Annotated in this window: 15 protein-coding genes; 1 reads left to right on the plus strand and 14 read right to left on the minus strand. The window is 32.4% G+C overall.

Translation table 11 applies throughout. The features are described from left to right. Positions 1–45: 45 nt before the first annotated feature. From nudC to C1I91_RS22805, 12 genes are all read right to left on the minus strand, one after another. Positions 46–861, minus strand: coding sequence for an NAD(+) diphosphatase (gene nudC, locus C1I91_RS22750; protein ID WP_128214955.1), 816 nt, complete (start codon positions 859–861; stop codon positions 46–48). A 358-nt stretch (positions 862–1,219) separates the two neighbouring features. Further along, positions 1,220–2,122, minus strand: a complete 903-nt coding sequence (locus C1I91_RS22755; protein WP_128214956.1) for a DUF4261 domain-containing protein — start codon at positions 2,120–2,122, stop codon at positions 1,220–1,222. Between the two features lie 238 nt (positions 2,123–2,360). After that, positions 2,361–3,521 (minus strand): lactaldehyde reductase, encoded by a 1,161-nt coding sequence (gene fucO, locus C1I91_RS22760; protein WP_128214957.1) that lies wholly within the window; start codon positions 3,519–3,521, stop codon positions 2,361–2,363. 201 nt (positions 3,522–3,722) lie between these two features. Beyond that, on the minus strand, positions 3,723–4,538 hold the full coding sequence (gene rhaD, locus C1I91_RS22765; RefSeq protein ID WP_128214958.1) for a rhamnulose-1-phosphate aldolase: 816 nt from the start codon (positions 4,536–4,538) through the stop codon (positions 3,723–3,725). Positions 4,539–4,547: 9 nt separating this feature from the next. After that, entirely contained in the window at positions 4,548–5,804 is a 1,257-nt protein-coding gene (rhaA, locus tag C1I91_RS22770; protein ID WP_128214959.1) for an L-rhamnose isomerase, read from the minus strand. 194 nt (positions 5,805–5,998) lie between these two features. Further along, positions 5,999–7,399, minus strand: a complete 1,401-nt coding sequence (gene rhaB, locus C1I91_RS22775) for a rhamnulokinase (RefSeq protein WP_128214960.1) — start codon at positions 7,397–7,399, stop codon at positions 5,999–6,001. Positions 7,400–7,728: 329 nt separating this feature from the next. Then, the gene (gene mmsB / locus C1I91_RS22780; RefSeq protein WP_128214961.1) at positions 7,729–8,940 is read right to left on the minus strand and encodes a multiple monosaccharide ABC transporter permease; all 1,212 of its coding nucleotides are present in this window, start codon (positions 8,938–8,940) and stop codon (positions 7,729–7,731) included. A gap of 1 nt (position 8,941) precedes the next feature. Beyond that, on the minus strand, positions 8,942–10,477 hold the full coding sequence (gene mmsA, locus C1I91_RS22785; RefSeq protein ID WP_128214962.1) for a multiple monosaccharide ABC transporter ATP-binding protein: 1,536 nt from the start codon (positions 10,475–10,477) through the stop codon (positions 8,942–8,944). 96 nt (positions 10,478–10,573) lie between these two features. Beyond that, entirely contained in the window at positions 10,574–11,665 is a 1,092-nt protein-coding gene (chvE, locus tag C1I91_RS22790; protein WP_128214963.1) for a multiple monosaccharide ABC transporter substrate-binding protein, read from the minus strand. A gap of 357 nt (positions 11,666–12,022) precedes the next feature. Beyond that, positions 12,023–13,282 carry a helix-turn-helix domain-containing protein gene (locus C1I91_RS22795; protein ID WP_128214964.1) on the minus strand — a complete coding sequence of 420 codons (1,260 nt, stop codon included), beginning with the start codon at positions 13,280–13,282 and terminating at the stop codon, positions 12,023–12,025. Between the two features lie 2 nt (positions 13,283–13,284). Further along, positions 13,285–14,754: a sensor histidine kinase gene (locus C1I91_RS22800; protein WP_128214965.1), complete on the minus strand. Its 1,470-nt coding sequence runs from the start codon at positions 14,752–14,754 to the stop codon at positions 13,285–13,287. Between the two features lie 4 nt (positions 14,755–14,758). Continuing rightward, complete coding sequence (locus C1I91_RS22805) at positions 14,759–15,727, minus strand: substrate-binding domain-containing protein (protein WP_128214966.1); 969 nt, start codon at positions 15,725–15,727, stop codon at positions 14,759–14,761. A gap of 255 nt (positions 15,728–15,982) precedes the next feature. Here C1I91_RS22805 and C1I91_RS22810 point away from each other — a divergent pair, with 255 nt between their 5' ends. Then, a complete protein-coding gene (locus C1I91_RS22810) occupies positions 15,983–16,360 on the plus strand; it encodes a CBS domain-containing protein (protein ID WP_128214967.1) in 378 nt (125 codons plus the stop codon). A 410-nt stretch (positions 16,361–16,770) separates the two neighbouring features. Here the strand turns inward: C1I91_RS22810 and C1I91_RS22815 are convergent, their stop codons facing one another. Together C1I91_RS22815 and C1I91_RS22820 are read right to left on the minus strand one after the other, a co-directional pair. Continuing rightward, a complete protein-coding gene (locus C1I91_RS22815; protein ID WP_128214968.1) occupies positions 16,771–17,685 on the minus strand; it encodes a poly(ethylene terephthalate) hydrolase family protein in 915 nt (304 codons plus the stop codon). 244 nt (positions 17,686–17,929) lie between these two features. After that, the gene (locus C1I91_RS22820; RefSeq protein WP_128214969.1) at positions 17,930–18,889 is read right to left on the minus strand and encodes an AraC family transcriptional regulator; all 960 of its coding nucleotides are present in this window, start codon (positions 18,887–18,889) and stop codon (positions 17,930–17,932) included. Positions 18,890–18,901: the final 12 nt, after the last annotated feature.

Consider the following 18,901-nt stretch of genomic DNA (forward strand, 5'->3'; position numbering starts at 1 on the left):
TAGATTCCTTTCTAATTATTTTAAACCCATTATATATATCAATTCTTAAATATTCATAACTGCATCAATAAGCTTTCTAGCAAGTGTAAACTTCTCAGGTATGTTAGGAAAATTGTCTATATCAAACCAATCTGCATGAAGTATTTCTTTACCGTCAACCTTTATGTCTCCAGATTCATAATCAGCTACAAAGCCAAGCATTAATGAGTTCGGAAAAGACCAAGGGGAACTATGGTGGTACCTTATATTCTTAATCTTTATACCTACTTCCTCAAATACTTCTCTTTCTACTGTTCTCTCTAATTCTTCACCTGCTTCAACAAATCCAGCAATTAAACTATACATGTTATTCTTAAAATTAGCATTATGAGCAAGAAGTATCTTATCATCTCTCTTTACTGCTACTATTATTGCAGGACAAATAACCGGATACATTACATTACTACAACTAGGACAAACCTTTGCTAGTTCATCAACTTTGTTTTCTGTTTTAGTACCACAGCTACCACAGAACTTATGTGTATTATTCCAATGTAATATCTGATTTGCCCTTCCTGCAGCTAAGAATAGGTACTCCTCTGAATTTATAGCAAAATCTCTTAAAGAAATAAGCTGAAAGTTTTCTGGCATCCTAGGCTCAGAGTCACAGTCCATTGCAAAACAAGCCTTATCTCCAATTTTTCCTATAAAGAATTTATCATTTTTATTTAAATTTACTTCAATTATTTCTCTCATGGATGGAATACTAGAACTGTTACTTGTCTTTTTCACTAAGATATTTCCCTTAAATATTACAAATCCTAAGTCATCTTCACTATACTCTCTTGTTACATCTGATAATATTTCAAATTTATTGTCCATTTTCTACTATCCTTTCGGTTTCTAAAGAATTCATATAACTAAACTTAATTTACAATTATTCTAAAATCTATTGGTTCTTTGAATTTTGGGACAGCCATAAATTAGTAGTTCAGTTAAGAACTCTATATATTGTATACTTCAATTATATACTATTATTTCTTAGAAACTCAAACAAAGCTTCTAAGTATAGAGTTCCTATATCGAAACTTAATTTATACTTGTTCGAAAATCGCGGTTTCTGGGGATTTTCGAGCACGTATAAATTAATAGTTGAGCTAGGAACCATATAAAAGAAACCTACTTATTAACCTACACAAAAGAATACTCCAAATTATATGAGTTTTATTTACTTATAATTTTATTCTCTGTTACCAGCTGCAAATCCCTTTCCAGGGTTTATGTCCAACACTATCCTTTCAGGAGCTACTAAAGACATTTCATGTTGACATTTCCATTTATCCTCTGGTTTTATACCTTGAACAGTATGTCCATCTTCGATTATGTCACCATTCTCATAGATATAGTAAGCAGTATTATAAAGCATGCTAGCTATACTATCTGGATCTAGATTATAAAAGTGACATTGTAAATCCGGTATACCTAAGGCAGCTAACCCAACGGTATCCATTAGCATTTCTCCATTATCTCCGTTTGATATATTATAAAATCTAACGTTTATAGCTGCATTTAAAGGATCATTAGATATGCATTCTAAATATTTTTTAGGTTCTATAAATTGATTGCTTGGATTCCAACTAACCGCTATACAATCAGTTTCCTCAAGTACAGCTCTCACCATACCTTGGAATAAATTCAATCTCTCCTTATATTCAAGACCTCCAGCCATCATATCTGTTATTATTACCTGATATTTAGCCTGTTTCACAACTTGCTCTGCCTCTCTAAAGCTCCAACTTTGCTGAAGTGAATCTTTTATCTTTTCAAAATCCAGTTCAAAACTTCCTTGAGTAATGATTCCTTGTGAAGGAATTTGTTTATTATCCTTATAAGTTACGCAATGCTCCTTAAAAGCTAATCCAATCATATTTCCTTTATCATCACCAGTGATCAGATCTATTTCCCCACAATAAGCCTTAATTCTATTAATTATATTATTAACTTTCAGTTTAGGCTCCTTAGAATATAGCAATTGAACATTGTAAACTGGCATGAAGCCATCTTGTATCGCTTCTTTTCTAGCTTCTAAAACTTCTTCTCTTTCTTTATTATCTTGCTGTCTCTTTTTTCCAAAACCAAACATAATTATTTTCCTTTCATATGTATATTCAGCTTTATATTTATACCTTTTTATTTTTCTATTATACTATATAATATGGATGTTTATATAATATTTACAACATACTTACTTTCAAATATATTCTAAGAACCTATTTTATCCCCAAAAAATCACTATCTTTATTATATAATGTTTTCTTCTACCTTACTTAACAGTAAAAAAGAACAATAAGACTACTAGCCCTATTGTTCTAAAATTACTTCTATTTAAATGCTTTCTTATATATCTCTAATATTTCTTCAACATTTGTATCTCTTGGATTTCCTGGAGTACAAACATCAGCATAAGCCATCTTAGCTAACTTTTCTAAATCTTCTTCTTTAGCTCCAATTTCAACTAATTTTTGTGGTATCCCTATGCTCTTTGAAAGATTAACTACAGCATCTACAGCTGCTTTTCTGTATTCTTCTTCAGTCATTGAGTCTACATTAGCTACACCCATTTGACGAGCTATTTCTCTATATCTTTCGCCAGTAGCTGGAGCATTATATTCCATTACATATGGTAGCAATAAAGCATTGGCAACACCATGTGGAGTATCATATACAGCACCTAATTGATGGGCCATTGAGTGAACTATTCCAAGTCCAACATTTGAGAATCCCATACCTGCTATATATTGAGCTGTAGCCATTCCATCTCTAGCTTCAACATCACTGCCATTAGCTACTGCCTTTGGAAGGTTCTTAGCTATTAATTCTATAGCCTTTAACTCAAACATGTCACTCATAGTCCAAGCGCCTTTAGTAGTATAACCTTCTATTGCATGAGTTAAAGCATCCATTCCTGTTGCAGCTGTTAATCCCTTAGGCATTGAAGTCATCATTTCTGGATCTATTACAGCTAAAACTGGTATATCTTTAGGATCAACACAAACCATCTTCTTTACTGCATCTTCATCAGTTATAACATAGTTTATAGTAACTTCAGCAGCAGTACCTGCAGTAGTAGGAACAGCTATTATAGGAACTGATTTATTCTTAGTTGGAGCAACACCTTCAAGTGACTTAACATCTGCAAAGTCTGGGTTGTTAGTTACAATACCAATTCCTTTTGCTGTATCTATTGAAGATCCTCCACCTATAGCTAGTATGAAATCTGCTCCTGATTCTGCATAAGCTTTAACCCCTGTTAGAACGTTTTCTATTGTTGGATTTGGTTTTACATTATCGTATATAACATAAGGAAGCTTTGCTTCTTCAAGTACTTTTGTAACCTTCTGAGCCACATTAAACTTTAGTAGATCCTTATCAGTTACTACAAAAGCCTTTTTAAACTGTCTATTTATAGCCTCTTCTCCAATTATACTTATAGCTCCTGGACCAAAATATGAGGTCTCATTTAATACTATTCTGTTTACCATAATAAATTCCCTCCCAAAATATTCAATATATGATTTATATTTAATTTTTTAGTATTACATTGTTAAAGGTTTGTCCACTTTTTATGTCTTGTGTTTCATTAGTACACAATTTGCTATATATACAATATATCTGAAATACAACCCAAAGTGGATCAACCTATTTATAATATATACTTAAGCAAGATGCTTTAATTCCTAGTTTTATAGATATTTCTCGTCTATTTCTATATTAAAGCCCTTAGCTAAGTCTCTAAAATTATCTGAAGTTATTGTTTGTCTCTTTCCGCCCATTGATAGTACCTTAACCAATATTTCAGCAGACTTTTCAACAGTATCCATAAGTCCGAAAGTTAAATCTAAATCATCTCCTGAGCAGAAGGTTCCGTGATGAGCCCATATAACTATGTCATGATGGTTCATAAGTTCACCAGTAGCTCTTGCTATTTCAGCTCCACCAGGCACCATCCAAGGAACTACGCCAATACCACTTGGGAAAACAACAGGACATTCTGTAGCCATTTCCCATAACTCTCTTGTAAATACTTTTCCATCTAGAGGAAGAACGAAGGTTAATGCTATTAGGTTAGTAGTATGTGAATGCATTATAACTCTGTGTTTCCCATTAGTTGCAGCTTTCTTTATTGAGTGGCTGTTAAGGTGTGAAGGTAGTTCACTTGTCGGTCTAGCACCATTAACAAGTCCCCAAACTATCTTGTAGTTTTCTCCCTTTTCATCTATTTTAATAAGTCCAACATTTTCTTCTAAGCATACAGATATATTTCTTATGAATTTTCCACTTCCAGTAACTAGGAAGTATTCATTTGCTAGGTTTTCAACCTTTATTCCTATTGGAGTATATTCAGCTGACTCATCGATATATTCCTTAATTATATTAGTTTCTTCTTGTGTTAATCTATAGGATATATTTCCGCCGTTTCTTTCATGCCAGCCCTTAAGCCATGCATCGTGAGTTATTTTAACAAAAGTTTTTATAAATTTCATATCTTGTAAAGCCATATTTTCTCCCTACTTTCTATTTTCTAATATTGTTTTTTCATATTCTTTAACGTCCTTGATCCAGTCTTCTTTTACTGGAACATTGTTTATCTCACAATAATAATTCCATATATCACCTAATGGATATGTTTTTAATTCTTCCATTAGAGCTAATCTTTCTGTGAAGTTACCTTCTTCTTGTAGTTTTATTAACTGATCATGAGGTATTAACATTGCAGAAAGTAATGCTTTAAGCATGTTGCGAGTTCCTATAACCCAGGCCGCTATACGATTAATACTTGCATCAAAGAAATCTAAGCCTATTATTACTCTATCTAATGCATCATTTCTTACTATTTCCTTAGCTATTTCTTTAAGTTCGTCATCAAATATAACAACATGATCACTGTCCCAACGTACTGGGCGACTTACATGAAGCGCAACCTTTTCTGAGAATAATAGCATTGAAGAGATTTTATCAGAAACTACTTCTGTTGGATGATAGTGTCCTGTATCTAATAATGATAATATTCCATTCTTAGCAGCATAGTTTATATAGAATTCGCTAGAACCTACTGTATAAGATTCAGCTCCTATTCCAAACACCTTTGATTCAACTGCATCTAAGTTGTATTTTGTATCTACCTTTTCTGCAAATATTTGATCTAAAGAGTCCTTAAGTCTCTTTCTTGGGCCTAAACGATCACTTGGAATATCTTTATATCCATCTGGAATCCAAAGATTTGTTAAGCAAGTTTGTCCAAGTTCCTTACCGAAGTATTCTCCTATCTTTCTTGAAGCTATTGCATGTCTTATCCAGAAATCTCTTATTTCTTTGTTTGGATGAGATAAGGTTAATCCATCACTAGCCTTTGGATGTGAGAATATAGTTGGATTAAAATCTAAACCTAGTCCTCTTTCCTTAGCCCAGTTTACCCAATTTTCAAAATGTTCTGGCTTAATCTCATCTCTTTCAACTGCTTTACCATTAGTTTCTGCATATATAGCATGTAAGTTAATCTTATGCTTTCCTGGTATTAAGCTCAAAGCCTTATCTAAGTCAGCTCTTAGTTCCTCAGGATTTCTTGCTCTACCTGGGTAGTTGCCTGTAGCTTGTATTCCTCCAGATAATTGATTCTGACTTACCTCAAAACCAGTTACGTCATCCCCTTGCCAGCAGTGAACTGAAACCTTAACCTTTTGAAGTTCCTCTAATACCTTATCTACATCAATGCCAAACTTTGCATATTCTTGTTTTGCTGCTTCATATTTTTCTTTTATATTCATCATAGTTCTCCTTTATACAATTAATTAACTTTCATTTCCATGGTTTTAACTTATCCCTAATACTTTAAGTGAATTTCTACAAATAACTTATATATGGACTGTAGCTTAATGTTTAACTCATTCCTATATGAGTTACCCTAAATATAATCTCAGCCATAATTAAATTTAGATTTATGTTTAAAATATTGTTAGCTTTAAGGCATATAAGTCTTTATTTCAAAAGATTTTTTTATAAGCTTCCTTGCCTCTTCCAAATCTGCTACCTTCTTATAGCTTAAAAGCTGTGCTACTATATTTCCTATGGCTGTAGCTTCTACTGGACCTGCTAGTACTTCTTTCTTAGTTACCTTTGCAAGCAGTTCATTTAGAAGCTCATTTTGACAGCCTCCTCCAAAAACATTTATCCTCTTATATTCTTTTTCAAAAATCTCCTCTAGTTCTCCAATGGAATCTTTGTAGCTAGAACTTAAGCTATTAAACACACAGAAGGCAACTTCTCCAACGGTTTCTGGAACCTTTTGATTTGTTTCTCTGCAGTAAGTCTTTATCTCTTCAATCATATTTTCTGGATTTAAAAATCTGTCATGGTTTACATCTATTATTGAAGTGAAATACTCAGCTTCTCTAGCTTTTATTACTAGTTCTGCAAAAGAGTATTTATTATCATACTTTCTTCTAACTTCTTGAATGATCCAAAGTCCCATTATGTTCTTTAAGAATCTAAATCTATAATCTATTCCGCCTTCATTAGTGAAGTTATAATTCATTGATTGAGGTACACATATAGGAAAATGATTTTCTACTCCCATAAGTGACCAAGTTCCAGAACTTAGATAAACACTGTCATTATCATTACATACTGAAGCTATAAAGGCTGATCCAGTGTCATGAGTAGCTGGAAGTATGACTTCCATATCAAACCCAAACTCCTTAACTAATTCTTCTCTAAGATTTCCAAGAATAGTTTTAGGAAGCTTTATTTCCTGGAATATAGATTTATCAATTCCTATCTCATCTAATATCTTTTCATCCCAGTTTCTATCAAAGGAATTAATTAACTGAGTGCTTGTAGCGTTGGTATATTCATTTGCCTTTACTCCAGTTAAAAGATAGTTTAAATAATCTGGCACCATTAGAAAGGTCTTTGCCTTGTACAATATTTCTGGCTTTTTATCTTTAATTGCCATCAACTGATATATTGTATTAAATCTTTGGAACTGTATCCCCGTATACAGATAAAGCATATCTTGAGGTATTACTTCAAAAACTTTTTCCATCATACCTTCTGTTCTATCATCTCTATAAGCTACAGTATTGCCAAGAATCTTGTCTTCTTCATCTAGTAGTACAAAATCTACTGCCCAAGTATCTATTCCTATGCTTTTAGGAAGCTTGCCAAGTTCTTTACACTTATGGATACCTTTTTTTATATCCTCAAATAAGCCTTTTAAGTCCCAGCAATATTCACCCTCAACCTTACTTATTCCATTTTCAAATCTATATACTTCTTCTATCTTTATTTGTCCATCTTCTATATAGCCTAAGATATGTCTTCCGCTAGAAGCACCGATATCAATGGCTAGATGATATTCCATAACTTATCCTCCTTAGCTTCGAAATCATTTACACAAGTAAATTATAGTTCTTGCCTTAAGATAATATAATGTCTAGGTTTGTATAATTTATTATCCTTATTTGCAATTCTTAATTAAAAACTCACTGAAGCGATCTTCTTCAGTGAGTTCACAAATTATACTCCACCTTTTATAAAAAGATGGAAACTTATTTTAAAAGAGTCATATTTCATATCTGAAAATGTGTTTAAAATCTCTAATGCCTATTTATATTATAATGATCTAAAATCAGATAAAGTTGAAACTCCTCATATGTCATATTAAAAGGAGGGGATATCCCCTCCTTTTAATTATTTCTTTGATTTAGAAAATACGTCAAAGGCTACTGCCATCAGTAGTACGAAACCTTTTATGGTCATCTGCATATCACTGCCAACTCCCATTATTGACATACCGTTATTCAATACACCCATAACAAGAGCTCCTATTATAGCTCCTATTACCGTACCAACACCACCATAAGCTGAAGCCCCTCCTATGAAGCAAGCTGCGATTGCATCAAGCTCAAAGTTTGTACCAGATTGAGGTGCTGCTGCATTTAATCTTGAAGTAAATGCTATACTAGCTACTGCTCCTAATACCGCCATATTTACATAGGAGAAGAATAGTACCCTATTAGTATTTATTCCTGATAGTTTGGCTGCCTTTTCATTACCTCCCATAGCATATAGATATCTTCCTTGAACAGTGTTGTTTGCAAAGAAAGAGTATATGAATACCAATATACAAACTATTATAAAGATTACAGGTATTCCCTTGTATTTTGCAAACCAATAAAATACTAGGTTTGTAGCCAAAACTACAACTGCCAGCTTTCCTATTAAAAGATATAGGGAGTTACTTTCGTACTCATTCTTTTTACTTAGCGTCCATTTTCTTACCTCTAAGAGAGCATAGATTATAGAAATTATGATTCCTGCTATAAGTGCTGTTAGGTTTAATCCACCAGTTCCCTTAAAAATATCTGGTATATAACCTCCACTTATCTTTTGAAAGCTTTCTGGAAATGGCGACAAGGTTAGTCCCTTAAGCATTGTAATAGTAAGACCTCTGAATATAAGCATACCTGCAAGCGTTACTATAAATGCCGGAATTCTGACATAGGCTATCCAAAAACCTTGCCATATGCCTATGATCAATCCTGCTACAAGACAGAGAACTATAGCTACACCAGTGCTCATTTTCATACTTATGATAAAGGTTCCAAGTAAAGCTCCTATGAATGCACATACAGAACCTACAGAAAGGTCAATATTTCCTCCTGTCAAGATACATAAAGTCATACCTATGGCTAAAATGAATACATAACTATTCTGAAGTATTAGATTGGCTACATTCATTGGTACTAGCAGTATTCCATCGGTTAAAACCTGAAATATAATTATAATAACTACCAATGCAATAAGCATTGCATACTGCCTTACATTGCTCCTAAAAGTATTTTTTATTAAATCTGCAACATTGTGCTTAGTATTTTCTCCAGATTTTTGAACTGTTTGCATCCTAAATAACCTCCCTATTACTATTCATTATGCATTTCATTATTGATTCTTGAGATGCATCTTTTTTATCCAACTCACCTACTATTTTTCCTTCATTGATAACATAGATCCTATCACAAACTCCTAGTATCTCAGGCAATTCTGAGGATATAAAGATTACTGACTTACCACTATCAGCTAAGTCGTTTATTATCTTATATATCTCATATTTAGCACCTATATCTATTCCTCTTGTCGGTTCATCTAATATAAGAATATCCGGTTCAGTAAATATCCACTTACTTAGGACTACCTTTTGCTGATTCCCACCGGATAGATTGCCTACATTTTGAAGTATTGATGGAGTTTTTATATTTAATTTTCTTCTAAACTCTTCAGCAACTTTAGTTTGTCTTCCCTTGTCTATAACATAATTTCTGCTTATTCCAAATAAGTTGGCTATAGTTATGTTATTTTTTATGTTGTCTATTAGATTTAAGCCTGCAGTTTTTCTATCTTCTGTAGTATAGGCTATTCCCTTTTCTATAGCTTGCCTTATATTATTAATTGTGATTTCCTTTCCGTCTTTTAGTAGTTGCCCACTAATATGGGTACCATAAGCCTTTCCAAAGATACTCATAGCAAACTCTGTTCTTCCTGCTCCCATAAGACCTGAAAGTCCCACTATTTCTCCCTTTCTTACTTTTATATTCATGTCCTTAATTACTCTTCTTTGAGGTATCAACGGATCATACACATTCCAATCTCTTACCTCGAAAACTACCTCTCCAATCTTCGGAGTATGTTCTGGGAACCTATGGGTTAGGTCTCTTCCAACCATTCCCTTGATGATTCTATCTTCACTTATATCACCATCATTTTCTAAGGTTTCTATAGTTGCTCCATCTCTAATTACTGTAACTCTGTCGGCTACTTTTACCACTTCATTAAGCTTATGAGAAATCAGTATTGAGGAAATTCCTTGCTGCTTAAGTTCTAATATAAGATTAAGCAAATGATCCGAATCTTCTTCATTTAAAGCTGCCGTAGGCTCATCTAGTATTAGAAGCTTAACATTTTTAGCCAAAGCCTTCGCTATTTCTACTAACTGTTGTTTTCCAACCCCTATATCAATAATTTGTTTATTGGGATTTTCACTTAAACCTATTCTTTTCAACATTTCTGCTGCTTTATCTTTAGTTTCACGCCAGCTTATAAAACTATTTTTTGCTCTTTCATTACCTAAAAATATGTTCTCAGCTATTGATAGATATGGAATTAAGGCTAATTCCTGATGAATTATTACTATTCCCTGCTTCTCGCTATCCTTTATATTAGTAAATCTGCATTCTTTTCCTTCATATACGATGTCTCCAGTATAAGTTCCATAGGGGTATATACCACTTAAAACATTCATTAGAGTGGATTTTCCTGCTCCATTTTCTCCAATAAGAGCATGAACTTCTCCTCTTTTTACATTTATATTTACATTATTTAAAGCCTTTACTCCAGGAAAGGTCTTTGTTATGTCTTTCATTTGAAGAATATAATCCTCCATCTTGTCCCCTCCAATCTTGATACATTTATTTCTGTTTTCATGCTATGTTTATAAAGCCGAGCACTGTAACTCGGCTAAATTTACTACTGTTTTTTATTATTTTAAATCTGCTTCCTTGTAATAACCACTATCTATAAGTATTTGCTTATAGTTAGAAGAATCAGCGTAAACAGGATCACATAAGAAGGATGGTACAACCTTACTTCCGTTATTATAGGTCTTTGTATCGTTTACAGAAGCTTCCTTACCTTGTAATAAACTATCAACCATCTCAACCACTTTAGTTGCTAAAGTTCTTGTATCTTTGAATATTGACATTGATTGCTGCTTATTAATCATAGCTATTACATTTGGCTTGTCACAATCTTGTCCAGTTAATATTGGGTATGGCTTATCTGCACTACCATAACCAGCATTTTTCAAAGATGCTACTATACCTATTGCTAAGCTATCATTTGGAGATAATACTGCATCAAGTTTTTTGCCTTTTGCATAGTTTGCAGTAATTAAGTTATCCATTCTTGCTTGAGCTTTAGCAGAATCCCAGCCTTGGATTGCTATAGTAGTAAAATCCTTTTGTCCACTAGAAACTACTAACTTTCCATTGTCTATATAAGGTTGTAATATGCTCATTGCTCCGTTATAGAAGAAGGTAGCATTATTGTCATCAGGTGAACCGCCAAATAACTCTATATTAAATGGACCTTTTCCATCCTTTAATCCAAGTTGCTTTTCTATATATTGCCCTTGTATAACTCCAACTTTAAAGTTATCAAAGGTTGCATAATAATCTACGTTAGGACTCTTCATTATCAATCTGTCATAGGCTACTACTTTTACTCCATTGTCAGCAGCCTTTTTAAGTACATCTGAAAGAGCAGATCCATCAATAGAAGCTATTACTAGAACCTTGCAACCCTTTGTTATCATGTTTTCTAACTGTTGAGTTTGGGTATTAACATCATTATTGGCATATTGAAGTTCAACCTTATAGCCTTTAGACTCCAATTCAGATTTCATGTTTGCTCCATCTTGATTCCACCTTTGAAGTGATTGCGTAGGCATAGCTACACCTATAAGCTGCTTGTTTGAAGCTGCAGAATCTGATTTCTTTCCACCAGTACCTCCACAGCCAGCTAAAGTTACCGCTAAGCCTAAACTTAAGATAGATGCAAGTAATTTTTTCATTTCTATTCCCCCTTGTTTTATAAGTTAGTGTAAATTTATTTCACACTGTTTTTGGATTTTGACCACAGCCTTATTATAGTTTGTGAATACGTTTAACTAAAGGTATTTACTTGCTTTATACTGGTAATCTATTGTTGAGATTTTAAAGACAAAAAAATACCTATATAGTAATTTATAAAACTACTACATAGGTACTGTTATAGATTATTTGCCCTCTAGCTTTAATCAAGTTACCTCATGGATAAACAGTACTATAGGGAACCTTTATGAAAACTTAATTTATAACAAGTATAAATTAATAGGTGAAGTTGGTTCCCTATATATAAAGTTGTACTATGGAGCTGCTATAGCCAAGGTCTATCTTCTAAATTCTGTAGGACTTTGTCCCTCGTACTTTTTAAAAACCTTACTAAAGTAATTTGGATCATTATAACCTACAGAAAAACAAACTTCTTTTATACTTTTTGAATTATCTCTAAGCATTTCTTTAGCCTTTTTTATCCTAACTATATTTATATAATCTGAAAAGTTACACCCTACCACCTCTTTAAAGGTTCTGCTGAAATGATAACAGCTCAAGTTAAACTTTGCAGCTACAGTATCTAGATCAAGCTCCTCCACCATATTATCAATTATATATTTTTCTATATCTTTAAATAGACTTAATTTATTACTATCTACATTATGTCCACTATCATTTTGATTTTCCTTAATGTTATCAATATGCGTAATATTACTATCACCTCTTTTATCTAAGGAAGCACAAGCTTCCTTATAAGAAATATAAATGTCAGAAAGTCCAGTGTAGCACCTACCTATTCCTACATTTATAGGAAGCTCAAATAATCTTTTTACTTCTTTTCTTATATCAACTGCAAGCTTTACAACTGTAATCTTCTTATCTTCATCACTACGATCCATAGGAGCCTCTATAAAGTACACCAATTCCTTAGTAAACCTATAAGTTCCGATGGCTCTATACTTCAAATTAATATATCCTTTAATATACTCTCCAATCTTTTTCTTAGTTTGATTATTACAAAGTCCAGTATTATCATCTATTTCTATCACCATAGAGCAGGTATTCTCAAAGGTCAAGTTTAGATAATCCTTATACATCTGTTCATCTATGGCTTCAAAAGTATTACTTAATATATAGTAGCTTAGTTCATTTTCCATGGCTGAAATCAAATTGTTGAGTTTTTCTGCATTCTCAATTTCGCTTTTTCTCTTGGCTTTTTCCTTATCCACATAAGTTATAGCTTTTCTTATTTTGTCCACAAGCTCTAATCTTCCAAAGGGCTTTAGTATATACTCCTTAACATTATTTTTAACAGCCTCAACTGCAAAATCAAAGTAGTCATAAGCAGTTAGTATTATGAAATAAGTATTAGGAAGAGATCTTTTTATCTCTTCGATAGCAATAATTCCATTTATTCCAGGCATTTTTATATCAGTTATAACTATATCTGGTCTATATTGCTCAGATATTTCAATAGCTTCTCTACCATTACGAGCCTCAAACACCTCAAGCTTATTACCGAATTCCCCATTTAGAATACTTATAATAGCTTCCCTATCATACTTTTCATCGTCAGCTATAAGAAGTTTTACCATGTCTACATCAACTCCTTTTTAGGAATTTTTAAATAGATTTTTGTACCTAGCCCCTTTTTACTTTCTATGGAGAATAAGTTTTTCTCATCGTAAAGCAGCTCCAGCCTGTTAATTACACTCTTTATCCCCATTCCAGTAGTATGTCCAATATGTTCACCAGAATTTTCTTCTGAACTTATCCTAGTTAGAGTTTCTTCATCAATCCCACAACCGCTATCTTCAATACGTACCATTGTATACTCATCCTCTTCATATATAAATATTCCTATATTACCTCCCTCTTCCTTAGGTTCTATGCCATGTATAAAAGCATTTTCCACAAAAGGTTGGAGTGTCATGCCAGGAACCTTTACTTTCGACAAATCAATTTTAAAATCCAGTATAAATGTAACTCTATCATCATATCTAACCTTTTGTATGAATATATATTGCTTTACCAAATCTATTTCTTCCTTTAAAGTCGCATTTCTTTCCATCATAGTTAGGCTGTATCGTAGAATTCCAGCTACAGATTTTATAAGCTCTTCGGTAGTAGCTGCATTTTCTTTTATGGCTGTTTGATTTATACAATTTAGAGTGTTAAATAAGAAGTGGGGATTTATTTGTGACTGAAGTACTTTTAATTGACTTAATTTTAGTGCATTTTCATATTTTAGTATGGTTATTTCATCATCTATTACTTTACGTTCAAGCTCCGCATTTCTCTTTATAGAACTTATATATATATTTATATCCTTTGTCATGCTGTTAAAGGCTTCTGATAATAAGTCCAATTCATATATACCTGTGTTTTCTCCTTCAACAAGCTCAAAATCACCATTAGCAACCTTCTTAGAAGCCTTAACTAACTGTTTCAATTTTAAACTTATATTTTTTATAAAAAACAATGTAGATAAGGAACTTATAAGCAAAGCAAGAACAATATATAGAATTATTATCTTGTTTATATTTCTTTCCTTCACTTCATAGTTCTTATAAATACTGTCGTTATAACTTATATAACTGTCAGTTAGATTAGTTATATAAATATTGCAGTAAGACTGAACCTCCTTGGCAGAAACATAGTGATCATAATAGGTGTCTATAGGTCCTCGATTTCCGTAGAGTTCTATGGTTTTATCTCCCTCAGCCTTATAACTGTAAAGGGTATTTATCAAATCTCTTAAAATATATTGACTTTCAACATCAGAAATCTCCTTAAGAGAATTGACCTTACTTAATGCCTCGTCCAAATATCTTTCATAATCATTTTTACACTGTCCATTATTAGTCTGAATATATTTATTAAAGTTATCCGCTGACTCACTAAGAAGATTTTTTATTTCATTTATTGTATTTAACTTGCTTAGCATTATGGAATAATTATCATTTATTTTTCTATTAGTAAATACTGCGGTTATATTACTTGTAGCTAAAGGCACAATAATAATGAGAGCAAAAATAATGAATTTTCTCCTTAAACTATTCTTCATCCTTCTACTCTCCTTGCTTTTTCTTATATGAGTCAATATTATTTTTATCAACTACTTGTACATCAGTTAAATTTATTTTGTTTACTTTCTTTCCTTCTAATATGTCCATTGTCATGTTTACTGAATTGTATCCCATAAGATACGGTTTCTGTACAATACTTGAAGAGATAACACCGGATTCAATAAGCTGAAGAGTCTCAGGTAAGTCATCAAAAGCTACTATCTTTACTTTTCCTACAAGTCCAAGACTTGATACTGCCTTAGCTGCACCTACTCCATCAAGTGCTGAGGTACAAAATAATGCTTTTATATTATAATTACTAGTCAAAATCTTCTTAGCAGCCAGCTCCGCTTCTAGAAGATAGGAGTCAGAGGATTCTATACTTACTATATTGAGCTTAGAGTTGTCATTTATATACTTTTTAAACCCTTCTACTCTTTCTTTTTGATTAGTTACCTCTTTTCCACCTATGACTATGCCTATGTTTCCTTCTGTACCTATTTGTCTTATCATTTCTTTTGCTCCTTCAGTTCCAGCACCTATATTATCTGTACCAATATATGCTAAACGTTTACTTTCCTGAGCATCTGAATCAATGGTTAAAATAGGTATTCCACTATCAACAACCTTGTTAATTACTGAATTATACTTATTCTCCTCCTGCACATAAGTTATTATGCCACTAACCTTTGCTGCATAAGCCATATTAATAAGCTTAAGCCCTTCATCCACATTGGCGTAGTCAGGTCCTTCAACCTTTACAACTGCATTTCTTTCCTTCGCTGCCTTTTCCGCTCCATTCTTTATATATTGCCAGTAAGGATTAGACTTTACATGGCAAATAAGTACTATCTCTGGTTTTATTTGCGCTCTCTCAGTAGCAGGCTCTCGAAAGATTCCCAAAAGTATAAAATTGAATATTCCGAAAATTATTACTATAATCAAATACTTCAACCTATAGATATACTTCATAGCTTTTCCTCCTTATTGATATTCTGAAGATACTCTGCTACAACTAAAATATACATGCTTATTATATAATATATTACAAAATATGTATATTAAAATTATAACTTTATATCAAAATAACACCAGTAATAATTTGCTCTAGTAAAAATATGCATTCTTATCATTTTATTTATTCGAAATTTTCTGAATAAATGTTTTTTTATATATTATTTTGTAGTAAAATAAATATATAAAATCACTTAAACAGGAGATGATATCATGAAGATAAAAAGTATATTAAAGTCCAACACTAAAGCACTTATAGTAAACGATGACATAGACAAAGCATTAAAGATAATGGATGAACTTAACCTAAATGGTATGCCTGTAGTCGATGAAAATAACACACTAGTTGGAATGGTAGTAAAGGCTGATATCTATAGATTTATGATAACCCCTGGTCACTACGAAAACTGTCCTGTAGACTGGGTTATGTCAAATTCTGTTATTCTAGCTCAAGCTAATGAAGATGTTGAAGTTGTAGCCAAGCGCTTAAGGAAAAATGATATTATCTCTATGCCTGTAGTTGAAAATGATAAACTTTTAGGTATAGTAACCATTGAAGATTTGTTAGATTATTATATGGATCTAGAATAGTCATAATCTATTGTAGTATTACTTTAAAGTACATAATAATTAGTAAAAACTCACTGAAACCAATTATTCAGTGAGTTTTTTGTACAGCTGTCTTTTTGAGCATATGTGAAGCAGCTCTGCCACGCTAAATAACTTTTTTTACTGTCTACCATGAATATCTGTAATAATACCTTGAAATTACTTGGTTTACCTAGGAAAAAATTTTATACTTTCTTACGAAAAAACTTTTGCATTATACTTTTGTGATGGATTTTGGGTTCATTGTGGATTACTATAAGGTAAAAAAATGACTTCTAAGCAACTTAGAAGTCATTTTTCAATCTGATGCAGTGTCTTCAATAATTTATAGAAGGGTAATGCAATCATATTATATATATATTGTTGTAATATTATTCTTTATGCTAGTCTTATTAGTATTTAAGACTTGAGGTTTGCCATGTTGCAACGTTTATGCTTGGTCTTGTTATATACTTAGCCCAACGTGCATCACCATCTAGATATGTTTTTTGGAAAGCTAGTGATATAACTGCAACATTAGGGCTAGCATATGTTGGGGTTGTCCAACTAAAATGATCTGCTGATGCAACTTCATATATTATCTTAGGAACTCCTACTGGTATATTGCTATAAACACCAATTGATTGTCCCATTCCACCTAAATAGGTCATATCCATTGCACCATTCATTATAAGCGTTGGACATTTAGTATTCACTCCTCTAGAGTTCATATCCATAGCACTGAGGTTATGCCCAGCCAAAGTCATTGCTGTTTTTAACCCTGGATATTCTGCTGAGTTTATCCAAGTTGCTCCACCTCCCATAGACCAGCCCATAGCTCCAATTCTATCTGTAGCTAATTTTCCGTAAAGCGGGCTGCCAATACGAGTATTTTCTGCTTTTAAAGTATTTAAAATTGTTTTTTGCTGAGCAGCTCTAGACTCAACTGTATCATAGATTGTTGTTGTATCAAAAGTTACTAACACAATGCCATGACTAGCAAAAAATGGTCCCCATGCTGCAAGTGCAATTTGTGTTGCTGTATAAGGAGGACAATATACTAAAGCTGAAAATGGAGCTATAGCTTTATAGCTAGTTGGATAATATACTGTTGCACCTCCTGTTGAATAACTAGTTGGTAAACTGTACGTACTATATGAATATGGACCATTTCCGGTGTATGCACCTGGTACTTCGTCACTACGGACTATTGGCGCTGAAGCAGCTAAAGCCGTTATAGGTTGTACACCAAATTCACTAACAACTAGAACTGACAGCATAATCATAAGTGAAGCTAAAACTTTTCTAAGTGAAGTTATCTTTCTCATCTCTCTTCCCCCTATATAAATATTTTTAAGTAATACAATAGTCACCTACTTTTTGTATTACTGTTTTTTACAAGTGAAATTGTATACGATTATTTTATATAGTTGTATATTAATTTACTAAAATGTTGAAAAAACATACCGAATTGACTTCAAAACCTAACAAAAAATACCACAGCGAAATCGCTGTGGTATCTTTACTAATAACATTAATATACGGTTTAAATTATATTTATAATCAACATAACTATGAGTTTTCTCTATACTCTCTTGGAGTAACCCCGTATTTTTCTTTAAATATCTTATAGAAATATGTAGGATTTTCATAGCCTATCAAATCTATTATTTCTACGATCGAATACTCTGTAAATTTTAGAAGCTCTACAGCCTTACTAAGTTTTTTCTCCTGAAGCAATTCCTTAAAAGTCATCTTTGTATGCTTTTTAATAAGCTTACTAAGCTTATAATGAGGCTGATTTAATTTTTTTGAAAGCTCAAATAGATTTGCATCCTTATAATGTTTATCTATGTATTTAAGACTCTGAATAATTAAAAGCTTATCATAATTGTTAGCTGAGTAGGTTTCAATGTCCTTAGATCTCTTTACCAACTCAACTAATAGCAAGCCAACCAAAAGCTTAATTGTGGCTTTACTCATGATGGAAGGCTCATAAAGCTCAGTTATTATTTTCTCTGCAAGCTCCTGAATATGTTTCTTTTCAGCTACCTTAAAATACAAGTATTCTCCCTCACTATAGTCTTTATATAAGGTAGTAAGGAGAAACTTACTTATTATATTCTCATCATCTAATAAGGTTATTATGTAATCAAAAAACTCTGGCTTTATTATAAAATTTATTATTATATCCTCTTCGCTAGATGCTTCTATCTCATGAGTTATATATTGATTTAGAAAAATCAATTCTCCTTGCTTTAAAGTAATCTTCTTATCATCAATAGTCTGAGTTAACTTTCCCTCATAAACGTAATTGAACTCTATATAATTATGTTTATGTTTAGGAAAATCTACAAAACGAGTGTGTCTTCTAATATCAATAAGCTCACCAGCTTGAAGAAGTTTTTTACTATCTATTATAAACTCTCCATCATCAGTATATAAACTCTTATTTACTGTCTCTTCACCGTTTAATATCTTTTCTTCTTCTTCTGTTAAGGCTATGAGCCTTTGATAAATATCTTTCCTCAAAGTTTCCTCCTG

Origin of the sequence: Clostridium manihotivorum (genome assembly GCF_004015185.1) — a bacterium.
Lineage (GTDB): Bacteria > Bacillota > Clostridia > Clostridiales > Clostridiaceae > Clostridium_AR > Clostridium_AR manihotivorum.